Source organism: Priestia sp. 3CA3, from assembly GCF_056836725.1.
On sequence record NZ_JBXENJ010000002.1, the window covers coordinates 694127 to 715380 of the forward strand.

Consider the following 21254-nt stretch of genomic DNA (forward strand, 5'->3'; position numbering starts at 1 on the left):
TACTAATCATTTAATCCTTTTCCATTAAGAATGTCTGGAATGCATTTTTCAACTCTTGATGCTCGAGTCTTAGATTGTTTGGCCGCAGAAAAATGAAGAATATATGCTCTTTGTCGTCCTGGAGTCAATGTAGTAAAAGCATCTTTTAAAGCAGGTATTTCATCAAATTTATGCTGTAGCTCTTCAGGAATAATGAGTTCTTCAGGCTTTTTAACTTTGACTTTCAATCCCGCTTTTTCCACCTCAATAGCCTCATAGATATAAGCCTTTAAGATAGCTTCCTTTTCAACTATTTCTTGCACATTGGTAAACCGAATTTGTCGCGCCCCTTGTACATTCTCCGTTTGTTGAATTAGAATACCATGAGAATCTTGTAACAGAGAACCTTTAGGAAACAGCAACGCACAGTATTCTTTAAAACCATGTATTAAAACAATGTTTTTTTTCTCAAACGTATAACAAGGATTCATCCACTTAAAATCTTCGGTCAACTCACAGTCAAGAACAATCTTTCTCAACGTCTCATATTCTTCTTTCCACTTTTTAGCTTTAGTTAAAAATTCATCAACCTTAGGATTCATTTTGCTATTTGTCATCAAGGAACACTCCTCTTCAATTTTTTAACCTGTCGCTCTCGCAATGATATAGTCAGCCGTCAATTCATTTAATGGTGTTACTATTCTTCAAATGTAGGAAATGCCCTTCTTCAATTGACTTGATAGTTGTTAAAATTATAAACATTTCAAGCAGGAAGTTAGGATTTATTTTATCTTGAATATGGTCTTTCTATGATCCTGCTTTATACGTTTCAAGCGCAGCTCTATTTTTCTATCTAACATTTTATGTGCGGTTTGGAAAGTTACACATATGAACAATAAGATAACAGTAATAATTATAGCGTCTGGCACTTGGAAGCAAAAACATAATACTGCTAAAAGAAAAGATATAGCACAAGTAAAGTTGATTATCCATTTTTTATTTCTATGAGCTTGAAGACTTTTTTCAAGCAGCTGCTTTTGTCCTTCTTCCCTTTTTATATCTTCTGAATTATTGAGTGTAGAGTTCAATGTTATTTCTCCTTCGAAAACTAATTTTATATAATTTATATATTGGTTATTTTTTCCTTTTAAGGTGATGGTATAGTGGGGTGTTCTTAAAGGGAAAGCCAAATTTAAACAATCGTTTTGGCAAGCGCATGGGCTTCTTTTACGCTGATTACAATATCCTCCAACAATCTCATTTTCTCCTCTTCTTCAACGTTTGCATTTAATATAGAGAAACAAAACAAAGCAAGGAATGCCTTCATGTCGGTACATATAATGACTCTGTTTGATAGCTACTCATACTAGATTCAAAGAACCTACAAAAAAAGAACATTCGTTCTCTATATTATATAGGAACAAATGTTCTTTTTTCAATGAAAACTCTAAAGTTTTCCAAATTATTTCTATGAATAACGTCGAATCTATAATAAAGAATATTTCAATTGTTGGACATTGTTCTACAGGCACTATTAATAAACATTATATAATTGTAGAAAAAATTAGTTTAACAACAACTCATGTTTTATAAAACATGAGTTGTTTGATTCTAGCACAATAATTGTATCTATTAGAAAAAATATATAGCTTCCTTTCAGAATATTGATTTTCTTTAATCATAGTTAAACCAAGGTCACTACATGAATGCATAGGTGTATATAGATTGTATCTTTAATGCAAAATATTATTTTTTGGTAAATTTGGATTTTTTATTACATTTATATGATAATATAGACAAAAAAGGAGGGTAATATGAAAAAAATACTTAGTTTAGTTACATTATTTGTTTTTTCTATGGGAATAGCTTTACCAACGTTTGCAGAGGCGGCTTCGCAAAAGTTAATTCAACCAATTAATAATGCACGAATTACAGCCGGATACCTCAATACTAAATACCAACAAAAGTTTGGCTTCAAACATTACGGTTGGGATTTAGTCTCAGCAACAAGTAATCGTACAGTTTGGGCAAGTGGTAAAGGGAAAGTTTTAGCCACTGGATATGATGGGGTTCTAGGTAATACGATTATAGTAAAATATCCTCAAGCATACATTCATAGTACAAAAGCGACCAAAGACATTGTAATTCGTTATAATCACCTTGCATCAATAAAAGTAGCAAAAGGTCAAAGCGTCACAAAAGATACGTCTTTAGGTATTTACGGAAACACAGGAAAGTATTCTACAGGAGCACACTTACATTTTGAAATTGATACAGATACTGTAAACTATCAATACTCTCCAACTTTAGGTTCAAGTTCTAACATTATCAAAGCAGGTACAGCTAGCACTGTGCTTTCACCAAAAAGTGTCTTATACACTAAGAACTCCGCACCAGATAATCAGCAAATTTGGATTTTAGGTGATGGCTATCAATCATCGACTGAAGATAATTTACCTATTTTCTAATAGAGGTTCGTTTTTAGACTGTCTTATTTGAGACAGTTTTTTTGTGTCCAAGTTATTGACTCAAGTCTAGTATGTATGCTCTCTTTATAAGGCATACTTCTAAAGAGAGGAGCAGTGATTAATATGCATTATAGTAAAAGAAATCAAGAACCTCCGATTCAAGAGGAAACAGAAATTTGGGAATGTACAGTAGAAGAGTGTAAAGGCTGGATGAGGAAAGACTTCTCTTACGATAGTCATCAGAAATGTCCTTTGTGTAAAAGTCAGATGGAAGCTAAAAAACGGCTTATTGATAAAATCCCCCGTAATCCGCATAAAAAATAATATAAACCTATGCTTTCTAAAAGATTAAACACTATTTATCCATAAAGAAGTCTTGGTTCCTATTTGCTTTCTATTTCTGTTGTATGTTATAACTAGTTAACCTTGTACCAATCGTCTTGTCTAAAACCCAGGCTTTTTTAAAGCCTGGGTTTTTCTATTGAACCAATAGTATACTAATTATGACACCATAAAAAAAAGACCCCTTCACAGGAGTCTTTTTTTATCACTTTTAATTATGCTTTGTGAACGTTAGCAGCTTGTGCTCCGCGTTGACCTTGCTCGATATCAAAAGTAACTTTTTGACCTTCTTCTAATGATTTGAAACCTTCACCTTGAATAGCACTGAAATGAACGAATACATCTTCTCCGCCTTCAACTTCGATGAAACCGAAACCTTTGTCTGCATTAAACCATTTTACTGTACCTTGTGTCATAATGTTGCCTCCTGCTGTGGAATACTCCACAAATGTATTACTAATCTTGCCCAAACATACTATTTCAAGATAAAAACTTCTACTTAGGGTTTTTTCTTTTCTCAATATACCGAACAAAAATAAGTTATCTGTAGTGTAACACATAGTAGGATTGATAGCAAACAAGAAAAATATCCCCTTCAACAAGTTCTACCTATTCATCTTTCCCCTACCAAGACTTATGGTAGGCATATGTAGCATAGCTTATAAATGCCTGAGCATATTGAATATGTATATATCTCCATTTATTATAGCTATTCATGATAATTTACTATTTAACCTTTCTTATAAATAAAGGATATATGTAATCCAAAAAACACCTGTTAACTTTACTGAATTATAAAGAGGCTATTGGGATATTCTAATTAGGGAAGAAGGAAAACAAGTTATTGATTACAACTAATCATTACAAAGCTTCTTACATTTGGATGAGGTGTCTACAGCAGGCCTATTTCAGAAAACCTTATTGTAAATCGATGTATGTTTGATTCATAAGGGGATGGTAGTCATGAACGTAGTAAGAATATATATAATGGGTAGACAATAATATTCATTTATCACTATACAAATGAGGTGTTTGTCCCAGACCAAGAACGATTTCGTTCACATTGTATATTTTTTTAGTTCAATGCTTAAATGAGGTGTTTGTTAAAGAGAATATACTTTTTCAAGTGACTGTTTCATTAGGCAATGGAATTACGTAAATGAGGTGTTCCTTAAAGATCATATGCTGCATTAAAAGCTGATTTTTCCTTCTTCACATGACGGGATGCATAATCGTTTGCATCTCGTTTTTGTTATACATACTATCTAAGGTATACTTGTTTATTTGTATGTAAGGCTTCCATTAAGGTGTACAGAGTTTTCTACATAGGTTTTCTTTAATTGTATCCGTACCCTGTTACTCAGTAATCATCACCATAATCTACTGTGACAGACACCTCTTTTTTCTTCTCTTTACCATTAGCATATCCGTGGACTAATACTGCACTTAAATCTTCTCCACCTAAAAATTCAACTTCTTTGGGAACAAAACCAATGTCTTCTTCGTCTTTCATATACGTAGCCGAGAAAAAAGCGATGAGAAGTTTAAAAAAGCTGTCTCTACTTTCAAGTAGAGACAGCTGAAGAAACAATCAGCTATTTAGAAGGTGTTTGTCGTGTCTTGTAGCCAGATACTTTTATCACTTACCAAATAACCTAATAAAGGAATGCCCCTATTAATGCTTCCCATTATCCGACTTTATCTCTAGTTTCTTCGACATTATAAACTCACTCATATGTTGAAAACCATATAACAGGAGTTGTCTAACAGTCAAAATGGTTACATACTGAAAAGGATTAATTTTCTTAAGCTTAAAGATGCTAACCTTTTTTAATTTGGGTACAACTACAAATGTAAATGTAGTATGAATCATAAAGTTTACAGCTATATACAGAGGCAATTTACGGTATGTGGATTTAAGCACCCACATAGATACAGTAAAAAAGGGCCCCCATGTCCACACATCTTCGCCAGGAATTTTCGGATGTATACTTTGTTTAAAAGACCAAAAATTCTTTCTCTTAGCATAAGAATTAAGGTATTTAGTTACCATACAAATAGCAATGGACGCTGGAAGAAAACGTTTAAAATCTTTGCCTTTCATAAATGAAAAGCTGGACCAACAAGTGATAACTAACAGTATTAAAAATAGTCTATTCTTTTTCATGGTTTTATACACCTCTCTATTTTAAGGTGTACATCTATTCTAAAATTACACAACGAATTATCTTAAGAGTATGCTGCCTAAGAATTATAATATATAATCGGTAAAAATTCGAACAAACTATTGACGATGTTTTCTTGTACATGTTACCTGATAGAACAACTCGCTTAGAGTGGCAGCAGGTTGTTCTATTTTTCAACTCCAAAGCTTAATTGCCTCAAGGCAATTTAAATCAACGCAATGTTGATTACTATAGCTTTTAAATACGTTCTGTTGCCTCATAGTGATATGCACAATACTTCCTGAAATTTTCAATTTTTTCTTACCAGGTACTTCTAAGGATACTGTCTCTCCACTTGGATATATTAATTCTTGTGGAGGTGATAGTAATGGAAAACAAATACTCTAACAAGACAGCTTCAGGAACAGATGTACAACACGTGAAGCAAAAGAATGCTCAAGCATCTTCTGGCAAATACGGTACGGAATTTGCTAGCGAGACTGACGTACAACACGTTAAACGTCAAAACGCTCAAGCAAACAAAAACCAAAAATAATGTTAAAAGGGTTCTTTCATGCTCGTTGAAAGAACCCTTTGTGATACAAAGTTATTCTTCGGGAAGTAATAAAATCTTCCCTAACTTCCCTTTATTTTTAAAATAAACTTGGGCTTCTTTTGCTTTGTCTAAAGGGAAAATTTTATCGATAACCGGTTTAATTTTCCCCTCAGAAATTGCCTTAAGCATATCTTTAAACTCTGCTCTCGTTCCCAACACAGATCCATACATTGTAATATGTTTTAGATACAATGTTCTAAAATCAAAGTTTGTATGCTGACCACCAGCAGAACCTGAAATGCAAAATTTCCCTCCGTTTTTTAAAACTTGAAGAGATATGGAAAACAAAGCATCTCCTACAACATCTAGAACGGAATCGACCGGACCTCCGTTCAGTTCTAAAATGTCTTCTGAAAGAGTATCAGATTTATATGATACTACGTGTGTGGCTCCCAATTCCTTAATTCTTTCTTGATTCTCTAAGTCCCCCGTGATTGCAATAACTTTAGCACCAAAGACTTTAGAGGCAATCTGTACATTTAATGATCCCACACCACCATTTGCTCCAGTTACTATAACTGTCTCACCTGGTTGAGCTTGAATTTGGTTGACCATGTGCCAAGCAGTTAACCCACTTACCGAAAAAACAGCACTTTCTGAATAGCTTGATAGGGGCATGTCAAAGCAAAGTTCAGCAGGCCAAACCACATATTCAGCATAACCGCCATCGTATTCTGAACCTATAAAAGACATATCATCAGCAATATGTTCGTACCCTTCTTCGCCACTAGATATAAAAGGGAATAAAACAACATCTTTTCCCACTATAGACGCCTCTACTAATTTTCCTGCTTTTACTACTTTTCCCGTTATATCAGATCCTGGTGTACGTGGAAACTGGACTCCTTCCGGTCGCCATCCAGATTTTGAGTCAGTACCGTAAGCACCCTCTCTCATCCAAATTTCTGTATTGTTAATAGCACAGGCCTTTACTTTTATAAGAACTTCATTTTCTTTCGGTTCAGGTATAGGAATTTCCACTAGGCTCAATTTACTTACGTCTCCATACCCTGTTACTTGTACAGCTTTCATAGAACAGTCCCCTTCTTTTTTTACGAATATAGTTTTTAATATATTTCATAAGGCTGCTTATAGTTTAGAAAAAAACATGCATATTTCATTATGCACTCTTCTTTCTATTATCATCAAGTTTGGAGTCAGTATACTTTTACGGCCTTTTCTTTTTACTTCTGTTTCGCAATGTCAAAAACCATTGGATCATTAAATTTAGAAATATTAATAAACTCTCTTTTTTATTGTTTTGTAACATGGCGCTACCATATAATAAAAAACACCAGCAAAAGATTTTGCTGGTGGAAAGAGATTATTTATTAGTAAGCGCCTTGTGAATAAGTTAACTCATAACTATGCGTATAAATTTCAAAAATATTTCCAAATGGATCTTCTACATAAACCATTTTATATGGTTTTTCTCCTGGGTAATATTCTCTGATAGGCATACGTTGTTTACCACCATGTTGCTTAATTTTCTCTACAAGACCTTCAATATCTGGATCCTGAATGCAGAAATGAAAAATGCCTGTTTTCCAATACTCAAAGTTATTTTCAGGTTTTTCATTTTCAGGGAACTCAAACATTTCTACGCCAATTTTATCTCCCGTAGCTAAATGTGCAATTCTGAATTTATCCCAGTCATTTCCAAATACATCTCGACACATTTGACCGATAGGTGTATCATCATTTTCTACATCTGAAGGTTCCATAATAACGTACCAACCGAACACATCAGTATAGAATTTAATTGCCTCATCTAGGTTAGGTACTGAAAGACCAATATGAGAAAATGTTTTAGGATATGTGAACATAATTTATATTCCTCCAATATTTTTAATGATTTTAGTGTTTGCTGTCGAACACATAAATAGTGTATTTCACAATTTTAAATTATGGAAGAACGCACTTTTTTGTAAGAAACTAACCTAAAGGTAAGAAAGGACTGAAGAATGAAATGAGCACTCCGATAGACGATACAGGAAAATTAAAATGTTCTATTGAATATACATTAGGAAAAATAGGTAACAAATGGAAAACGGTGATCCTATGGCATTTAGGCGCAGACGGGACATTAAGGTATAGTGAATTACGTCATTTGTTACCTGGTGTGAGCCATAAAGTAATGACGAAACAATTAAAAGAACTTGAGCAAGATGACTTAATTAATAGGACTCAATACAATACTGTACCACCTAAAGTGGACTATTCCTTAACCAGCAAGGGAAAAACGTTAATGCCCATCTTAGACCTGATGCATACATGGGGGAAAGAACATGGAGAAGGTTTTTGATTGGAGAGCTTTGACAAAAATATTTGCCTATCGTAAAATACTCTAAATCTTGGTAATCAATTAAGAACTGGTATATAGGAAGCAATACCGTTAAAATGTAATCTTGTACATATTAAATTAAGTTGTACTAAGGGTTATACAGTATTAGGAAATCTAACTCACCCTTAAAAATGGTTAAGAGCATCAGAAAATGAGATGGTCGAAAGCTTTGAGTGAAGATTAGAACTTGAATAACGTTATAAAAAAGCAACCTCGGCATGGAGTGGCCAATGAACGAGGTTGCTTTTTTATAAGGGTTTGTTCATACGTATCCGAAGTATTGAAATATAAGAATATTACCATTTTATGTAATTAAAGGATATTTTCAACGTGTTGCTGCATATGAATAAAAGGTGCGCTTTTTATGCATCATCTCTTCAACTACTTGTAAGGAAAAATTCGTCATATCAAGGATGTATAAAAAGCTGAATATTCTATAAAAGTGACCCTTGTAGAACCCTTACTCCCATAAGGGTTCTCTTTTTTCGTGTTTTCTGGAAAGAGTGTTTATGTAAACTAGCAATGAATATTGTATTCATTCACTTTTCTATCTTTTTAATGTGTTAAAATGTAATTATAAGGAATAAGAGGTGAATATAGTTATGTTTACAGCTTCAGTAGTAACAGCTTCTATTTTAGTTTTAGCTTGGATTGTTGGACAAAGAGAGCAACGACAATAATTTTATATGTTATCCGTACGCAGAATTGAGATGATTATAAATGAATAAGAGAAATATGTTAGTCAAATTAATGTTTTTGTTAAGCTTACTTTCTGTAATGGTCTTTAGCTTTATTTTAAAGCAGGGAGTAACTGCATTACTTGTATCTGCTATTTTCATTGGATTAGCAGGGATTTTTATGAAAACTAAACCTACAAATAAAGACAGCAGCTAATTCTATATTGGCTGCTGTCTTTATTTGTTTTCCAGAATATGGATTATGTAAGTTTAATTCGAGGTTTATGTAACATATATATTGAATAATGTAATATATATGTTACACTTAAATTAGGAAGGAATTGGTTTATATTGAAAAACAATGTAAAAATATTTCGTGTACAGGCTGATTTAACTCAGCATCAATTAGCTGAAAAAGTTGGTGTTACTCGTCAAACCATTAGTCTAATTGAAAAAGGAAAATATAATCCTACATTAAAACTTTGCTTAGAAATATGTTATGCAGTCAATAAAACCTTAGATGAGATTTTTTGGGTTGATCAGGAGGAGATTTAAATGAAAGTAATAACAGACGAAAGACTTGTTATTAAGAACTTAAAGAATATTCGTTTTGCGTTTGCTTTTCAAACTTTGGCACTTGTGGGAATTGTAATATACGACGGCATTACGAAAGGATTCAATAATATTACCAACAATCCTATATGGCTAGTCTTGATACTTACTAGCGTTATATTAGGGTATTTGAACTTGAGTATTTCTGTTGACTCCTATGAAAATGAGAAACAAATTAGAAAAATTCCTTATTACTTATTAGTACTATGTTGTTTAGCTGTCGGAGTTATTTTTGGCTTACTAACAAAGATAACATCTGATAATAGCTTGGCTGATAGTATAATAATTGGTTCAGTTATATTTTTATGTTTTTTAGGAACTTTTTCATTTGGTTATTTTTTAATAAAAAAACGGTCTAAAGATGATGAAGAATAAATCATAAATACTTCCTATAAGAGGTTTTATGGTAACTAGAAAAGACTACTTAAACATATACTTTAACACCGGTATATATAGAGGTGTTAAGTATGGGCGTATCTTTTTATAATGGTCAAATATGTGTTGAAGGGATAATCTGCGGATTGTTTATAGAAATAGGCATTACTTTTATAGCCCTATTCGTCATATATGTTACTTACGAAGCAATCTATAAAAAAGACCGTCCATAATTTCTAAAATTATGGACGGTCTTTGATTTGCTTATTCGTTAATCTTGACTAAACGTAAATCGCTCTTGATAGCCTCTATCGCTGCCTTTTTCTTTCCATGTGATCACTACTTCTAGCTTCTTAGCTTTTTCAGACAGTGGGAAATTCGCAAAGTAAAAAGGGTCTTTATCGTCTCTATCCAATGTTTCTCTTTCTGAATGAACAATTCCATATTTACTAGTAGAATTTTTTTTATCTCTAAAAAGTTCAATTCTTACATCAGATGCATCATTCAAAATTTATGCTCTTTCTTTAATGGAATTTTTACAAATTCTCTTTTAATCCCACCACAAATAATTCCAGATGTATGATTCCTAAAAAACTATAAACAGCCTTACACAATATCTCGATTCAATTTTTCATCTTTAACCACTTTAATTCTTTCCACTTTCCCTACAAGGAAGATGTACGAAAGTGCTCCTAAAAGGGCCAATGCCGCTATGAATACTAGCGCTGGAGCAAAGTTGCCTCCTTTTGCTAAGAAACCAATAACAATCGGAACGATAATAGAAGCTAGACCGCCGATAAAGTTAAAAACTCCGCCTGTTAAACCGACTAAGTGTTTAGGCGCTAGCGTTGAGACAAAGACCCATGTAATAGAAGCCAGACCATTTCCAAAGAACGCAATAGCCATAAACATGATAATGAGAGATGTGCTATTTACATAATTGGCTCCAATGATTGAAGTTGATAAAAGCAGTCCTACGATAATAGGTGTTTTTCTTGCAATACCTAGTGATACTCCTTTTTTCACTAAGGCGTCAGATACAAAGCCAGATAATAATACTCCTACAAACGCTGCTAAAAACGGAGCTGATGCTAAGAATCCTGATTTTAAGAAATCTAACCCTCTGTATTCCACAAGGTACGTTGGAAACCAGGTAAGGAAGAACCATAAAGTAGAGTTTACGGCAAACTGTCCTAAGTAGATGCCCCATAGCTTTCTGTGAGAAAAGGCTTCTTTAAGATTTCCCCATTCGAACTTTGCTCTTTCTCCTTTCGTATCAGCAGCTTTAACTAAGCCTCCACCTTCTTCGATATGCTGCAATTCTGCTTTATTTACTTTGCTATGTTGAGAAGGATCACGATAAAAGATGTACCATATAATACCCCATGCTATACCAATAACCCCTGTAGTAACAAACAGACCTCTCCACCCTAAAAAGTGCTGAATGGTCACCAATGTAGGTGTTAAAAATGCTAGCCCTGCAAACTGTCCTGAAGTATAAAAAGCAATTGCTGATGCTCTTTCCTGATTTGGAAACCAGCTGGTAACTACTTTATTATTGGTCGGAAAAGCCGGTGCTTCGAACGCTCCTGTCGCTAGACGCAGACCAAAAAGACTCACAAATCCCTTAGTAAATCCTTGTAATAATGTAACAATAGACCAGGTGATTAAGCTAACGGCATACGTAACACGAGCACCAAAACGGTCAGCCATTACCCCCCCTGGTATTTGTAAAGCGGCATAAGCCCATCCAAAGGCTGAAAATATAAGACCTAGTTCTACGGATGATAGCTTTAAATCCTTGGACATGGCTGTGGCGGCTACAGAAATATTACTTCGATCCATATAGTTGATGACAACACTTACGAAAATAAATGCTAAAACACGAAATCTAATGCGAGTCGGCTTTTCGCTATACCCCTTCATTCCCTTATCCCCCTGTATATGACTAGTTTAAAAAGAAGATCTGACTGACGGTCATTTGTCAATCAGATCTCCCGTACTAAAATGGTTTCCCCTTTACCATTCCGCTACAGAACCGTCTTTATGACGCCATACTGGATTACGCCAGTTATGACCGATATCAGCCATTTTTCTAACATGGTCTTCATTAATTTCAATACCTAAGCCAGGTCCATCAGGAATTTTCACGAATCCTTCTTCATATTTAAATACGTGGTTATCAACAATATAATCTAGTAAATCACTGCCTTGGTTATAGTGAATGCCTAAGCTTTGCTCTTGAATAAATGCGTTGTGGCACGTTGCATCTACTTGAAGACACGCCGCTAATGCAATTGGTCCTAACGGGCAATGAGGCGCAGCCGCTACATCAAAGGCTTCAGCCATCGAAATAATTTTCTTACATTCTGTAATTCCTCCCGCATGTGATAAATCCGGCTGAATAATATCAACGTATCCGTCCGTTAAGAGCTTTTTAAACTCCCATTTTGAAAACATTCTTTCTCCTGTCGCAATAGGAATGGATACGTGATTGGCAATTTCTCTTAGCGCCTCATTGTTTTCGGGCAAAACCGGTTCCTCGATAAACATTGGACGATAGACCTCTAGTTCTTTAGCTAAAATTTTTGCCATTGGCTTATGTACTCGTCCGTGAAAATCAATACCTATTCCTACATAAGGCCCCACTGCTTCTCTGACAGCAGCGATACGTTCCACTACTTGATCAATTTTTTCATATGAATCTACGTATTGAAGCTCTTCTGTCCCATTCATTTTTACTGCTGTAAACCCTTTTGAAACAACTTCTCTTGCTGCTTCGCCTACATCTGAAGGGCGGTCTCCTCCAATCCACGAATATACTTTAATAGATTCTCTTGCTTTTCCGCCTAACAGTTGATGTACAGGAGCATCGTAATATTTTCCTTTTATGTCCCACAATGCTTGATCAATTCCTGATATCGCGCTCATTAAAATAGGTCCGCCTCGATAGAAGCCGCCTCGGTACATAACGTTCCAATGATCTTCAATATTTAGTGGATCTTTGCCAATAAGATACTCCATCAGCTCATCTACTGCAGCTTTAACGGTAGAGGCTCTTCCTTCGATAACAGGTTCTCCCCACCCAACAATTCCTTCGTCTGTTTCTATTTTTAAAAATAACCAGCGTGGCGGCACTTGGAACAATTCATAATTAGTAATTTTCATGTACTTTTTCCCCTTTCGTTATACCATTCACTGCGGCTACGTATGCTTTAGCCTTTTGTGTTAGCTCCTGCAGGTATGCATGAGTAATTTCACGATTTGTATCTACTAAAGAACTTCCAATCCCAAACCCTACAGCACCTGCTTCTTCAAATTCTTGAATATTGTCTAAGCTTACTCCTCCTGTTGGAAGAAGTGGAATATGGGGAAGCGGCCCTCGAATATCTTTAATATAGCTAGCACCCAGCCTAGCAGGAAATACTTTGATAATATCCCCCCCATTTTCAAATGCCGTTAGAATTTCAGTAGGTGAAAAAGCACCAGGGATACTAACCGCCCCGTATCTTTTTGTTAGTTTAATAGTTTCAATATTAACCGTTGGAGAAAGGATAAACTTTGCACCTGCTAAAATAGCTGAACGTGCTGTTTCAGGATCAAGCACTGTACCTGCTCCTACTAGCACTTGAGCACCCAGCTCTGTAGAAACCTCTTTAATGGCTGAAAGTGCGTCAGGCGAATTTAGAGTAATTTCTATATTTTTTACACCGCCGTCATTAAGCGCAGAGGCAATTTTCACTACGTCCTTCGGTTTGGCTCCTCTAATAATCGCAACGATTTTATGCTCTAATAAATGTGATAAACTATCCGTCATGGGTAAGCCCCTTTCTTTTATCGTATAACGTCTTCTTTTGTAATCGCATTCATAAATTCGTAAAGCTCTTTCTTATCAGGCAAGCCTTCAATATCACCCTCTACGGTTACAACCATAGCTCCTATAGCACACCCTCTTCTAACCGTTTCTTTTAAAGAAGATTTATCTATTAATCCTGATAGTATCCCAGCGGCGAACCCATCGCCAGCTCCTACTGGATCTATTACTCTAGCAACTTTAAAGCCTTCTACGTAAGCGGATTCATTTTCAGTCGAATAATAAGCTCCTTCCTCACCTAGCTTAATAACGACTAACTCTGCACCTAATTGATGAAACGCTGCTGCAATGTCTTCAGGGTTATCCTTTTCAAATAAAAACTGACCTTCGTTCATTCCTGGTAAAATAATATCCGCATATGTAGCCATTTTAATGAGTGTTTGACGCGCAGTTTCTTCATCCCAAAGTGTCTTGCGTAAATTTGGATCAAACACTATTTTTACACCATTTTTTTTAGCAGCTTTTATCGCTTGAAAAACAGCTTCGTGGCAGGAGTCGCTCAGCGCAGGTGTTATTCCTGTCACGTATAAATATTTGGCAGAAGAGATATACTCTTCATTCATATCATGCGGATTCATAAAGCTTGCTGCTGAACCTTGTCTGTAATAAAAGACTTTACTGTTTATTTCATTTGTTTTTTGCTTTAAAAAAAGACCTGTAGGAGCATGATCATCAAATATCACATGCCTTACATCTATTCCTTCTCCTTTTATACTTGAAAGAACCCGCTCTCCTAGCTCGTCTTTTCCTAATCGGCTAACCCATCCCGTTTGATAACCGAGTTTTGACAGGGCAATTAACGTATTACTTTCTGCCCCGGCAATTTTAGAAGAAAAATCTTTAGCATATCTCATCTTTCCATTCGAGTGTGGGGTAAACAGAATCATTGTTTCCCCCATGCTTATCACATCCATTTTACCCCTCTTTTCATTTATCTCTTTGCCTCTTCATATCCAGCAATAAAAGATATATTAGTCGCTGTTTGAAGCAGCCTTTCTACAATAAAGTCTTTATGCTTCAGCATTCTTTCCTTAGGACCCGCTACACTAATAGCAGCTTGAATGCTTCCCTTCGCTCCAAATACAGGTGCAGCAAGGCAAAATAATCCTTCTTCATTTTCTTCATCATCAATCGCATAGCCCATTTGAACAAAAGAATCTAGATTGTCATTAAGAACTTTTTTATCTGTAATTGTATAATCCGTAATAGGCAGCAGCTCCGTGTGTTCAAGCAGCTGTTCTCGCTGATCTTTAGGAAGAAAAGCTAAAAAAGTTTTTCCTAGTCCTGTACAATAGAGCGGCTTTCGGTTACCAGGCTGAGCTGTTGTTCTAATAGAGCGATTATTATCAATCTTAACAACATAGACCAATTCTCCATCTGACAGCAAGGCCATAAACACAGTTTCTTGAACATCCTCCATCAGCTTCTTTAAATACGGTTTTCCCTCTGAAGAAATATCCAATGATTCCATAGCCGCTGTTCCAATTTGAATTAGCTTTGGCCCTAGCTTGTACTTCTTTAATGAGTCCTGATTCAAATACCCTTCATTATGAAGTGTTCCCACAAGATTAAACGTACTGCTTTGCGGAAGCGAAAGTAAATCGCTAACTTCTTTTACTGTTAACCCCTCGGGATGTTGAGCAATTAATTCAAATACCCTTAATACACGTTCTGCTGATTTTACTGACATGAAGAAATCCCCTCTAAATCACATATGTGATTTTAAATTTTATATATGATTTACTGATTTAAATACTATCATAGACAGATCATTAATTCAAAATATTTTTACAAATTAAACAAAAATACTTATGACAGAAACTGAAAAATGATTAATAAATACCAATATAAAGAAGCTTCTATGATGAAATCATAGAAACTAGAAAAAATTGTAATAGAAGTTAGTTATGAAAAATAGAGATTTTTTATTATTGATTTTTTTTAATGTATTTTTAGCTTACCTATGGGTCTTTCTCCTTTATTTAATTTTTAATTTTGTTCAGTTAGCTGTATAAACGATAAACTCAAGAGGCATTGCGACAACTAGAAGTAATCCCTGTTTTATGCTATCAATACTTTACATTAAAATTCCGATGATTCCATATACCTTGGGTAGCTTGCTCAGTCTATAAAATTCACCCTAATTTGCGTTTGAATTTTTTACTAGCGAAGAAGTAAGCAATGACCATGATACCTAGGCACCAGGCAAGGGCACTCCAAATATCATTGCCAACAGATCCTTCATACAAGAGTGCACGAATCGTATTCACGATTGAAGTCACGGGCTGGTTTTCGGCGAATGCACGAACAGCTTTAGGCATCGTTTCAGTGGGAACAAAGGCGGAACTAATAAAAGGTAGGAAAATCAGTGGGTACGAGTAGCCTGTGGCTCCTTCCATAGATTTCGCTGTCAGTCCTGGAATAATGGCCAACCATGTCAGCGCTAGCGTAAACAGCCCGAGTATCCCGGCTACCGCGAACCAATCTAGGATATCAGCACTGGAACGGAAACCCATCAAGAGCGCGACGAAGATAACTATCAAGATAGTAAGCGCATTGGAAACAAAAGATGTCAACACGTGAGCCCATAATACCGAAGAACGTTTAATGGGCATGGTGATGAAACGGGCCATCAGTCCACTTTTCACATCATTAAATAGCCGCACGGACGTGTAAGCGACGCCGGATGCGATAGCCATCAGCAGGATTCCCGGTAATAAATAATTGACGTAATTGGCTGTTCCTGTGTTTATAGCGCCACCAAATACGTAGACAAACAGTAGCATCATCATAATCGGCGTAATCGCCACCGTAATAATCGTATCCGGGCTGCGCATAATAGTGCGCATCAAACGTCCTAGTAATACACCTGTATTGTTTTTCATTTACATTTCCTCCTTTTTGCCGATGATTGCGAGGAAGATTTCCTCCAATGTTGGCTGTTTCTCAATGTATTCCACTTTTGCTGGGGGGAACATCTCTTTGAGTTCGGTAAGGGTACCGGTTTTGATGATTTTTCCGCCATGTAGGATGGCTATACGATCTGCCAGTTGTTCAGCTTCTTCCAGATACTGAGTCGTGAGCAAGATGGTCGTACCACCGCCAGCAAGCTCTTTGATGGTGTTCCAGACTTCAATCCGGGCTTCCGGATCAAGTCCGGTCGTCGGTTCGTCGAGAAAAATAACGGCTGGCGCCCCAATCAGACTCATAGCTATATCAAGTCGGCGCTTCATTCCACCGGAATATTGATCCGCCCGACGATTGGCTGCATCGGTCAAGCTGAATCTTCCAAGAAGATTGTCAGCTACTTCATTAGGATTAGATACCCCTCGCAATTTGGCGATCATTATCAGGTTTTCCTTCCCAGTAAGCATGCCGTCTAACGCTGCGAACTGCCCCGTTAGGCTGATGTTTTGGCGGACGTCAGCCGGTTGACGTTGGACGTCAAATCCGCAAATACTTACTTCGCCGCTATCAGCCTTCATCAGCGTTGAAAGAATGTTAACTATCGTCGTCTTCCCTGATCCATTTGAGCCCAGCAGTGCAAAAATTTCACCGCGCTGCACCTCAACATTCACCCCTTTTAAAACTTCTTTGTCTTTAAAGGACTTTTTTAACTCTTTTACAAAAATCGCTGTATTTCTCATACGTTTTTCCTCCTTTTAAAAAGCTCCACAAGCTTGCTTGCTAGAACTGTCATGCTGTAACTAAGCTGAGCATCTCGTAGAGCTAGGTTTTTGATATCTCACTATTTAGTCTGACTGATATTCTGTATCACTTAGTACTGAGTTTAAAAAATGACTGAATAGCAAAAGCAACTAGCTATTCAGTCGATGTTATTGATTAAATTTATTTTTTCCTAATCGTTCCTTAATACTCTGGTTCAAATCTTCACGATACTTAACCATATAAGTTTTAGCGTTTGCCACTAATTCGTCAGCAAAGGAAGCCACATCGTCTCCAGTAATTTCGAGCACCTGTCTACCTTCTGCAGCACCTGCTTCGAATAAATCAATTAATTCATACTGCATGTGTAGCATATCCATTCCGTTGCCCGATGAGAAATTCCACATGTAGTTTTGAATTTTTTTAAATACAAACTCATAGTCCTCTGGCAAGGCTTCAACCCGTGCCATCATCATTTTATACTCTTTTTTATCACCAATCATTTTTTTGAATATTTCCAACATGTCATTTTTCCTCCTTTTTATAAAGCTTCATAAGATGCTTTAAAACTATCCTATGAAGCTAGTTTGACTTCAAGACGTTGATTTTTGATGATACAAAATCCCACCTTTTCCAAAACAACTCAAGCTCCTTGTAGCCCGCCTCATTAAGCGAATAAAATTTGCGGGGTGGGCCCATATCTGATGGTTTTTTTTCTATATTCACAAGTTTTTTCTTTTCTAATCGTACGAGAATAGTGTAGACCGTTCCTTCCACGACCTCGATAAATCCAAGCTCGTTCAGACGGCGTGTGATCTCATAGCCATAGGTTTCATGGCGGCTGATAATTTCTAACACACAGCCTTCCAGCGAACCCTTCAGCATTTCAGTTAAATTTTCGATCTTCAGAACCTCCTCTATATTGTCTGACTTATATTCTGTATTACTTAGTACCAAGCCAATTTTTACTTAATAACTTTTAAAATTAAGCTATTAAGTAATACTTAGTATATGTAGATTGTAATACTTAGTACCGGGCATTTCAACTATTTTTTAAAATATTTTCAAAATTATTTATGCTGTTTATTATAGAAAAACCATTTTTTATCAAAATGAGTTATTTCTGTTAGTACATTGCCTTCCTTCTCCTTAATCCTCATTCTCAATTCCAGCTTGTTTAAATGGTTCTAATACTTCTGGATTGCACATGGAAATATAGTCCACTGCTTTTAGATTCTTTAAGTTCTGAAATCCTTCAACAGATAATACATCAAACAAACTGTCTTCGCCATCCCAATCTGGCTTTAGGATGTGATAAATTTCATTACCTCCATCAAAGCAAAGGCATTCAACCTTTTCCAAATCACTCTTTTCCAGAGTTAACTCTTCTAAATAATCTTTGATTTCAACAATGGGGCCAGCTCCAGAATACCATTCAAAATTATTCGTATACTTATCTTTTAAGTCGGTTAATTCTTTTAGAAATAATGGCTCTTGATCTAATAAAGCTTCAATAACCACTAATTTAAAATTAAAATCTGTAAACATTCCACTTTTCCCCATTTTGCTACCTCCGATTTTATCTCTGTATTAGGCTTGCAATCGCCCCTGCACTATTTGTATTATAACAATCATCTATAAACAAAACCTGGGTTTTCACATATGTTTTTCGTTTTTATTATTTTCACATTGAGGGCACAACTGAACCAAATATTCAACCACAACTTAGTTGACTTTACTTTTATTACGTGTTAATTTGTATATGCAAATGAAGAAAAGGAATGATTACATGAATAATGAAGAAGAACAAATATTAATACACTGTCTTTACTTTACAGCTAGCCGATTTGCTCGCAACATTACAAAATTAGCTGAAAAAACATTTGATTTTGGTGACGTCGCTCCTTCCTATCTTTACATGATTATGATTGTAAAGTTTCATCCGGATATCACTCAGAAAGAACTGTGCCACAAGCTATCAATTGCTCCTTCTACAAGTACGAGGTTTATTGATAAACTTGAAAAATTAAAGCTTGTCGTCAAAAAAATGGATGGAAAGCAGACGCGGATCTCGTTAACGGATGAAGGAGAAAAAGTGTATCATCAGTTTCGCGTTTCTTTAAAAGAATTGTTTACTAATTACTCAGAAATATTAGGAGATGAATTTAGTAAAGACTTAAGTAAAATGCTGCATGAAGCGAGCAATAAGTTAGAGAAAGAATCGTAATTTTTTTACCCCTTCATTTGCATATACAAATATAATAGGAGGATTCAATGTGTCTGAAAAACTATTACTAATTGTTGGTTCTGGTCCAGGGATTAGCTTAAATACAGCAAGAAAATTTGGAAAAGAAGGATTTAAAGTCGCTATGATCTCCCGTAATATGGACTCCTTACAGAGATATGAAGATGAGCTTGAAAAAGACGGAATTATAGCAAAAGGATTTCCAGGTGATGTCTCTTCTCAAGAATCTTTAAGAAAAGCCATTGATAAAGTAATTAATACTTATGGAACCATTGACGTTCTTTTATACAATGCTGCTTCAGGAAGACCTGGCAAACCAACAACATTGAGCGCTGATCAATTAGTAGAAGATTTTAAAATCAGTGTATCTGGAGCTCTTACTGCTGTTAAAGAAACCGTTCCCCATATGCAAAACGGAGCCATTTTGTTAACAGGCGGCGGATTAGCTCTTCATCCATATGCTGACTATTCTTCATTAGCGATTGGAAAAGCAGGCATTCGTAATTTAGCATATAGCTTGAATCAAGAACTTGCTTCAAAAGGAATTTACGTTGGAACGTTGACTATTAAGGGTTTTGTTGAAGAAGGAACGTACGTCTCACCTGCGAATATTGCTGAGACCTTCTATCACATGTTTGAAAACCGAAAAGACGTAGAAGTCACTTTTGAAGAAAAGTAAAAATTTTTAACACATCATTTGTATATACAAATATAAAAGGAGTTTATTTATGAAAAAAACATTAGTTATTGTTGCACATCCCAATTTAACCACTTCAACTATTAACAAAACATGGAAAGATCGCTTGAGTCAAGAGAGCGACATTACTGTTCATGATTTATATGCCACATATCCAAACGGTACTATTGATGTTGCTTACGAACAACAATTGCTGCTTGAACACGAACGGATTGTGTTTCAATTCCCGCTCTACTGGTACAGCAGTCCTTCTTTATTAAAGGAGTGGCAGGATGTTGTTCTTAGTTATGGTTGGGCATACGGATCTGAAGGCACAAAATTGCATGGAAAAGAGTTTATGTTAGGCATTTCAACAGGCGGACCTGAAGCAGCCTATCAAGCTGGTGGATCTAACCTTTTCAGCATGAGTGAACTAACCAAACCGTTTCAAGCAACAGCTAACTTGACCGGTATGCGATTTTTGCCCTCTTTCATAAAACAAGGAGCACGTATCTTAACGAACGAACAAGTCCATGAAAGTGCTGAAGAGTTGTTGCATCACCTCAAACTTACCTTTTAAGCGCGGACAATCTTTGTACAAAACATCTGATATATTCTCACAAAAATTGTAGCGCAAATAAAAAAAGACTAACGCGAAGGCGCTTAGTCTTTTTTGTTACCTCTTTTCACTATTCTACATGCAGACACCATTATCTTCTATGTTTGCCGAACAATCAAATCGTACCAATAACATCTTGACTACTAACTCTCTCCCTTTTAGTCAGCGTTAATTCTCTTGAATCATCAAGTTCTGGAAAAACCACATATACTTCTGTTCCCTTACCCTTGTCTTTTATATAATCAAAGTCAGCAGTACCGAGTAAGTCACCTGGTTTCACATAGTCTCCCTCTTTAGCACTGAGTTCAAAAGGGATGCCCTCTAGCTGTACTGTGTCGGTACCAATATGAACCAAAATGCTGATTCCACTGTCAGTTTTCATTGTAAAGGCATGTTTAGTTGGAAAAATAGAATCGATTACTCCTTCGATAGGTGCATATATTTCTTTGGCATGAGGTAACGCATAGAACCCGTCTCCCATTATTTTTTGTTTAAAAACGGGGTCTGAAGCAGTTTCTAAATGATGAATAATCCCTTCTACAGGTGAATATATCTCGGTAACTTTCTCTTTCTTTTTGAAAATATTAAACATTATT

General features: G+C 35.8%; 27 protein-coding genes. 9 read left to right on the plus strand and 18 right to left on the minus strand.

Annotated elements, in window-relative coordinates; genetic code table 11:
- Positions 1-2 precede the first annotated feature (2 nt).
- A complete protein-coding gene (locus AC1VNJ_RS08800; RefSeq protein WP_098113271.1) occupies positions 3-596 on the minus strand; it encodes a YdeI/OmpD-associated family protein in 594 nt (197 codons plus the stop codon).
- Between the two features lie 165 nt (positions 597-761).
- Positions 762-1067 (minus strand): hypothetical protein, encoded by a 306-nt coding sequence (locus AC1VNJ_RS08805; RefSeq protein WP_071272130.1) that lies wholly within the window; start codon positions 1065-1067, stop codon positions 762-764.
- A 726-nt stretch (positions 1068-1793) separates the two neighbouring features.
- Here AC1VNJ_RS08805 and AC1VNJ_RS08810 point away from each other — a divergent pair.
- Both AC1VNJ_RS08810 and AC1VNJ_RS08815 read left to right on the plus strand, forming a co-directional pair.
- Positions 1794-2447, plus strand: a complete 654-nt coding sequence (locus tag AC1VNJ_RS08810; protein WP_014458934.1) for a M23 family metallopeptidase — start codon at positions 1794-1796, stop codon at positions 2445-2447.
- Positions 2448-2570: 123 nt separating this feature from the next.
- Complete coding sequence (locus AC1VNJ_RS08815) at positions 2571-2771, plus strand: cold-inducible protein YdjO-related protein (RefSeq protein WP_033580116.1); 201 nt, start codon at positions 2571-2573, stop codon at positions 2769-2771.
- Between the two features lie 233 nt (positions 2772-3004).
- Here AC1VNJ_RS08815 and AC1VNJ_RS08820 read toward each other — a convergent pair whose 3' ends face one another.
- Both AC1VNJ_RS08820 and AC1VNJ_RS08825 read right to left on the minus strand, forming a co-directional pair.
- The gene (locus AC1VNJ_RS08820; RefSeq protein WP_033580115.1) at positions 3005-3205 is read right to left on the minus strand and encodes a cold-shock protein; all 201 of its coding nucleotides are present in this window, start codon (positions 3203-3205) and stop codon (positions 3005-3007) included.
- Between the two features lie 944 nt (positions 3206-4149).
- Positions 4150-4302 carry a hypothetical protein gene (locus AC1VNJ_RS08825; RefSeq protein ID WP_155278278.1) on the minus strand — a complete coding sequence of 51 codons (153 nt, stop codon included), beginning with the start codon at positions 4300-4302 and terminating at the stop codon, positions 4150-4152.
- A gap of 1040 nt (positions 4303-5342) precedes the next feature.
- Here AC1VNJ_RS08825 and AC1VNJ_RS08830 point away from each other — a divergent pair.
- Complete coding sequence (locus tag AC1VNJ_RS08830; RefSeq protein WP_033580113.1) at positions 5343-5510, plus strand: gamma-type small acid-soluble spore protein; 168 nt, start codon at positions 5343-5345, stop codon at positions 5508-5510.
- Positions 5511-5561: 51 nt separating this feature from the next.
- Here the strand turns inward: AC1VNJ_RS08830 and AC1VNJ_RS08835 are convergent, their stop codons facing one another.
- The gene (locus AC1VNJ_RS08835; RefSeq protein ID WP_482640649.1) at positions 5562-6602 is read right to left on the minus strand and encodes a zinc-binding dehydrogenase; all 1041 of its coding nucleotides are present in this window, start codon (positions 6600-6602) and stop codon (positions 5562-5564) included.
- A gap of 299 nt (positions 6603-6901) precedes the next feature.
- Positions 6902-7396, minus strand: coding sequence for a lactoylglutathione lyase family protein (locus tag AC1VNJ_RS08840; RefSeq protein ID WP_047750190.1), 495 nt, complete (start codon positions 7394-7396; stop codon positions 6902-6904).
- Between the two features lie 143 nt (positions 7397-7539).
- Between AC1VNJ_RS08840 and AC1VNJ_RS08845 the strand changes: the two genes are divergently transcribed.
- From AC1VNJ_RS08845 to AC1VNJ_RS08855, 3 genes are all read left to right on the plus strand, one after another.
- Positions 7540-7875 (plus strand): winged helix-turn-helix transcriptional regulator, encoded by a 336-nt coding sequence (locus tag AC1VNJ_RS08845; RefSeq protein WP_033580111.1) that lies wholly within the window; start codon positions 7540-7542, stop codon positions 7873-7875.
- Between the two features lie 1067 nt (positions 7876-8942).
- Entirely contained in the window at positions 8943-9146 is a 204-nt protein-coding gene (locus AC1VNJ_RS08850; RefSeq protein ID WP_033580110.1) for a helix-turn-helix transcriptional regulator, read from the plus strand.
- Positions 9147-9578, plus strand: a complete 432-nt coding sequence (locus AC1VNJ_RS08855) for a branched-chain amino acid ABC transporter substrate-binding protein (RefSeq protein ID WP_482640650.1) — start codon at positions 9147-9149, stop codon at positions 9576-9578. It begins immediately after the preceding gene.
- 271 nt (positions 9579-9849) lie between these two features.
- Here the strand turns inward: AC1VNJ_RS08855 and AC1VNJ_RS08860 are convergent, their stop codons facing one another.
- The 11 genes from AC1VNJ_RS08860 to AC1VNJ_RS08910 all read right to left on the minus strand — a co-directional run bounded on the left by AC1VNJ_RS08860 (position 9850) and on the right by AC1VNJ_RS08910 (position 18681).
- On the minus strand, positions 9850-10086 hold the full coding sequence (locus tag AC1VNJ_RS08860; protein ID WP_482640651.1) for a hypothetical protein: 237 nt from the start codon (positions 10084-10086) through the stop codon (positions 9850-9852).
- 98 nt (positions 10087-10184) lie between these two features.
- Positions 10185-11504, minus strand: coding sequence for an MFS transporter (locus tag AC1VNJ_RS08865; protein ID WP_482640652.1), 1320 nt, complete (start codon positions 11502-11504; stop codon positions 10185-10187).
- 93 nt (positions 11505-11597) lie between these two features.
- Entirely contained in the window at positions 11598-12746 is a 1149-nt protein-coding gene (gene dgoD, locus AC1VNJ_RS08870; protein ID WP_013058319.1) for a galactonate dehydratase, read from the minus strand.
- The gene (locus AC1VNJ_RS08875; RefSeq protein WP_154989998.1) at positions 12733-13395 is read right to left on the minus strand and encodes a bifunctional 4-hydroxy-2-oxoglutarate aldolase/2-dehydro-3-deoxy-phosphogluconate aldolase; all 663 of its coding nucleotides are present in this window, start codon (positions 13393-13395) and stop codon (positions 12733-12735) included. Before AC1VNJ_RS08875 ends, dgoD begins: the two co-directional genes overlap by 14 nt.
- Before the next feature lie 17 nt (positions 13396-13412).
- On the minus strand, positions 13413-14366 hold the full coding sequence (locus AC1VNJ_RS08880; protein WP_482640653.1) for a sugar kinase: 954 nt from the start codon (positions 14364-14366) through the stop codon (positions 13413-13415).
- Between the two features lie 17 nt (positions 14367-14383).
- The gene (locus AC1VNJ_RS08885; RefSeq protein ID WP_115654590.1) at positions 14384-15142 is read right to left on the minus strand and encodes an IclR family transcriptional regulator; all 759 of its coding nucleotides are present in this window, start codon (positions 15140-15142) and stop codon (positions 14384-14386) included.
- Between the two features lie 445 nt (positions 15143-15587).
- Positions 15588-16337 (minus strand): ABC transporter permease, encoded by a 750-nt coding sequence (locus AC1VNJ_RS08890; protein ID WP_482640654.1) that lies wholly within the window; start codon positions 16335-16337, stop codon positions 15588-15590.
- Positions 16338-17099 (minus strand): ABC transporter ATP-binding protein, encoded by a 762-nt coding sequence (locus AC1VNJ_RS08895; RefSeq protein ID WP_374733764.1) that lies wholly within the window; start codon positions 17097-17099, stop codon positions 16338-16340. It lies immediately after the preceding gene.
- A gap of 189 nt (positions 17100-17288) precedes the next feature.
- Positions 17289-17642 carry a DUF1048 domain-containing protein gene (locus AC1VNJ_RS08900; protein ID WP_048019363.1) on the minus strand — a complete coding sequence of 118 codons (354 nt, stop codon included), beginning with the start codon at positions 17640-17642 and terminating at the stop codon, positions 17289-17291.
- Between the two features lie 58 nt (positions 17643-17700).
- Positions 17701-18021: a PadR family transcriptional regulator gene (locus AC1VNJ_RS08905; RefSeq protein ID WP_028414817.1), complete on the minus strand. Its 321-nt coding sequence runs from the start codon at positions 18019-18021 to the stop codon at positions 17701-17703.
- A gap of 246 nt (positions 18022-18267) precedes the next feature.
- Complete coding sequence (locus AC1VNJ_RS08910; protein WP_482640655.1) at positions 18268-18681, minus strand: DUF6892 domain-containing protein; 414 nt, start codon at positions 18679-18681, stop codon at positions 18268-18270.
- Between the two features lie 226 nt (positions 18682-18907).
- Between AC1VNJ_RS08910 and AC1VNJ_RS08915 the strand changes: the two genes are divergently transcribed.
- Genes AC1VNJ_RS08915 through AC1VNJ_RS08925 form a run of 3 tightly spaced genes read left to right on the plus strand, consistent with a single transcriptional unit; the run spans position 18908 to position 20619 of the window.
- Complete coding sequence (locus AC1VNJ_RS08915; RefSeq protein WP_014458900.1) at positions 18908-19345, plus strand: MarR family winged helix-turn-helix transcriptional regulator; 438 nt, start codon at positions 18908-18910, stop codon at positions 19343-19345.
- Positions 19346-19394: 49 nt separating this feature from the next.
- Entirely contained in the window at positions 19395-20042 is a 648-nt protein-coding gene (locus tag AC1VNJ_RS08920; protein WP_154992189.1) for an SDR family NAD(P)-dependent oxidoreductase, read from the plus strand.
- 49 nt (positions 20043-20091) lie between these two features.
- Complete coding sequence (locus tag AC1VNJ_RS08925; protein WP_482640656.1) at positions 20092-20619, plus strand: NAD(P)H-dependent oxidoreductase; 528 nt, start codon at positions 20092-20094, stop codon at positions 20617-20619.
- Positions 20620-20773: 154 nt separating this feature from the next.
- Here AC1VNJ_RS08925 and AC1VNJ_RS08930 read toward each other — a convergent pair whose 3' ends face one another.
- Positions 20774-21250 carry a PTS sugar transporter subunit IIA gene (locus AC1VNJ_RS08930; protein ID WP_098626308.1) on the minus strand — a complete coding sequence of 159 codons (477 nt, stop codon included), beginning with the start codon at positions 21248-21250 and terminating at the stop codon, positions 20774-20776.
- Between the last annotated feature and the right edge of the window lie 4 nt (positions 21251-21254).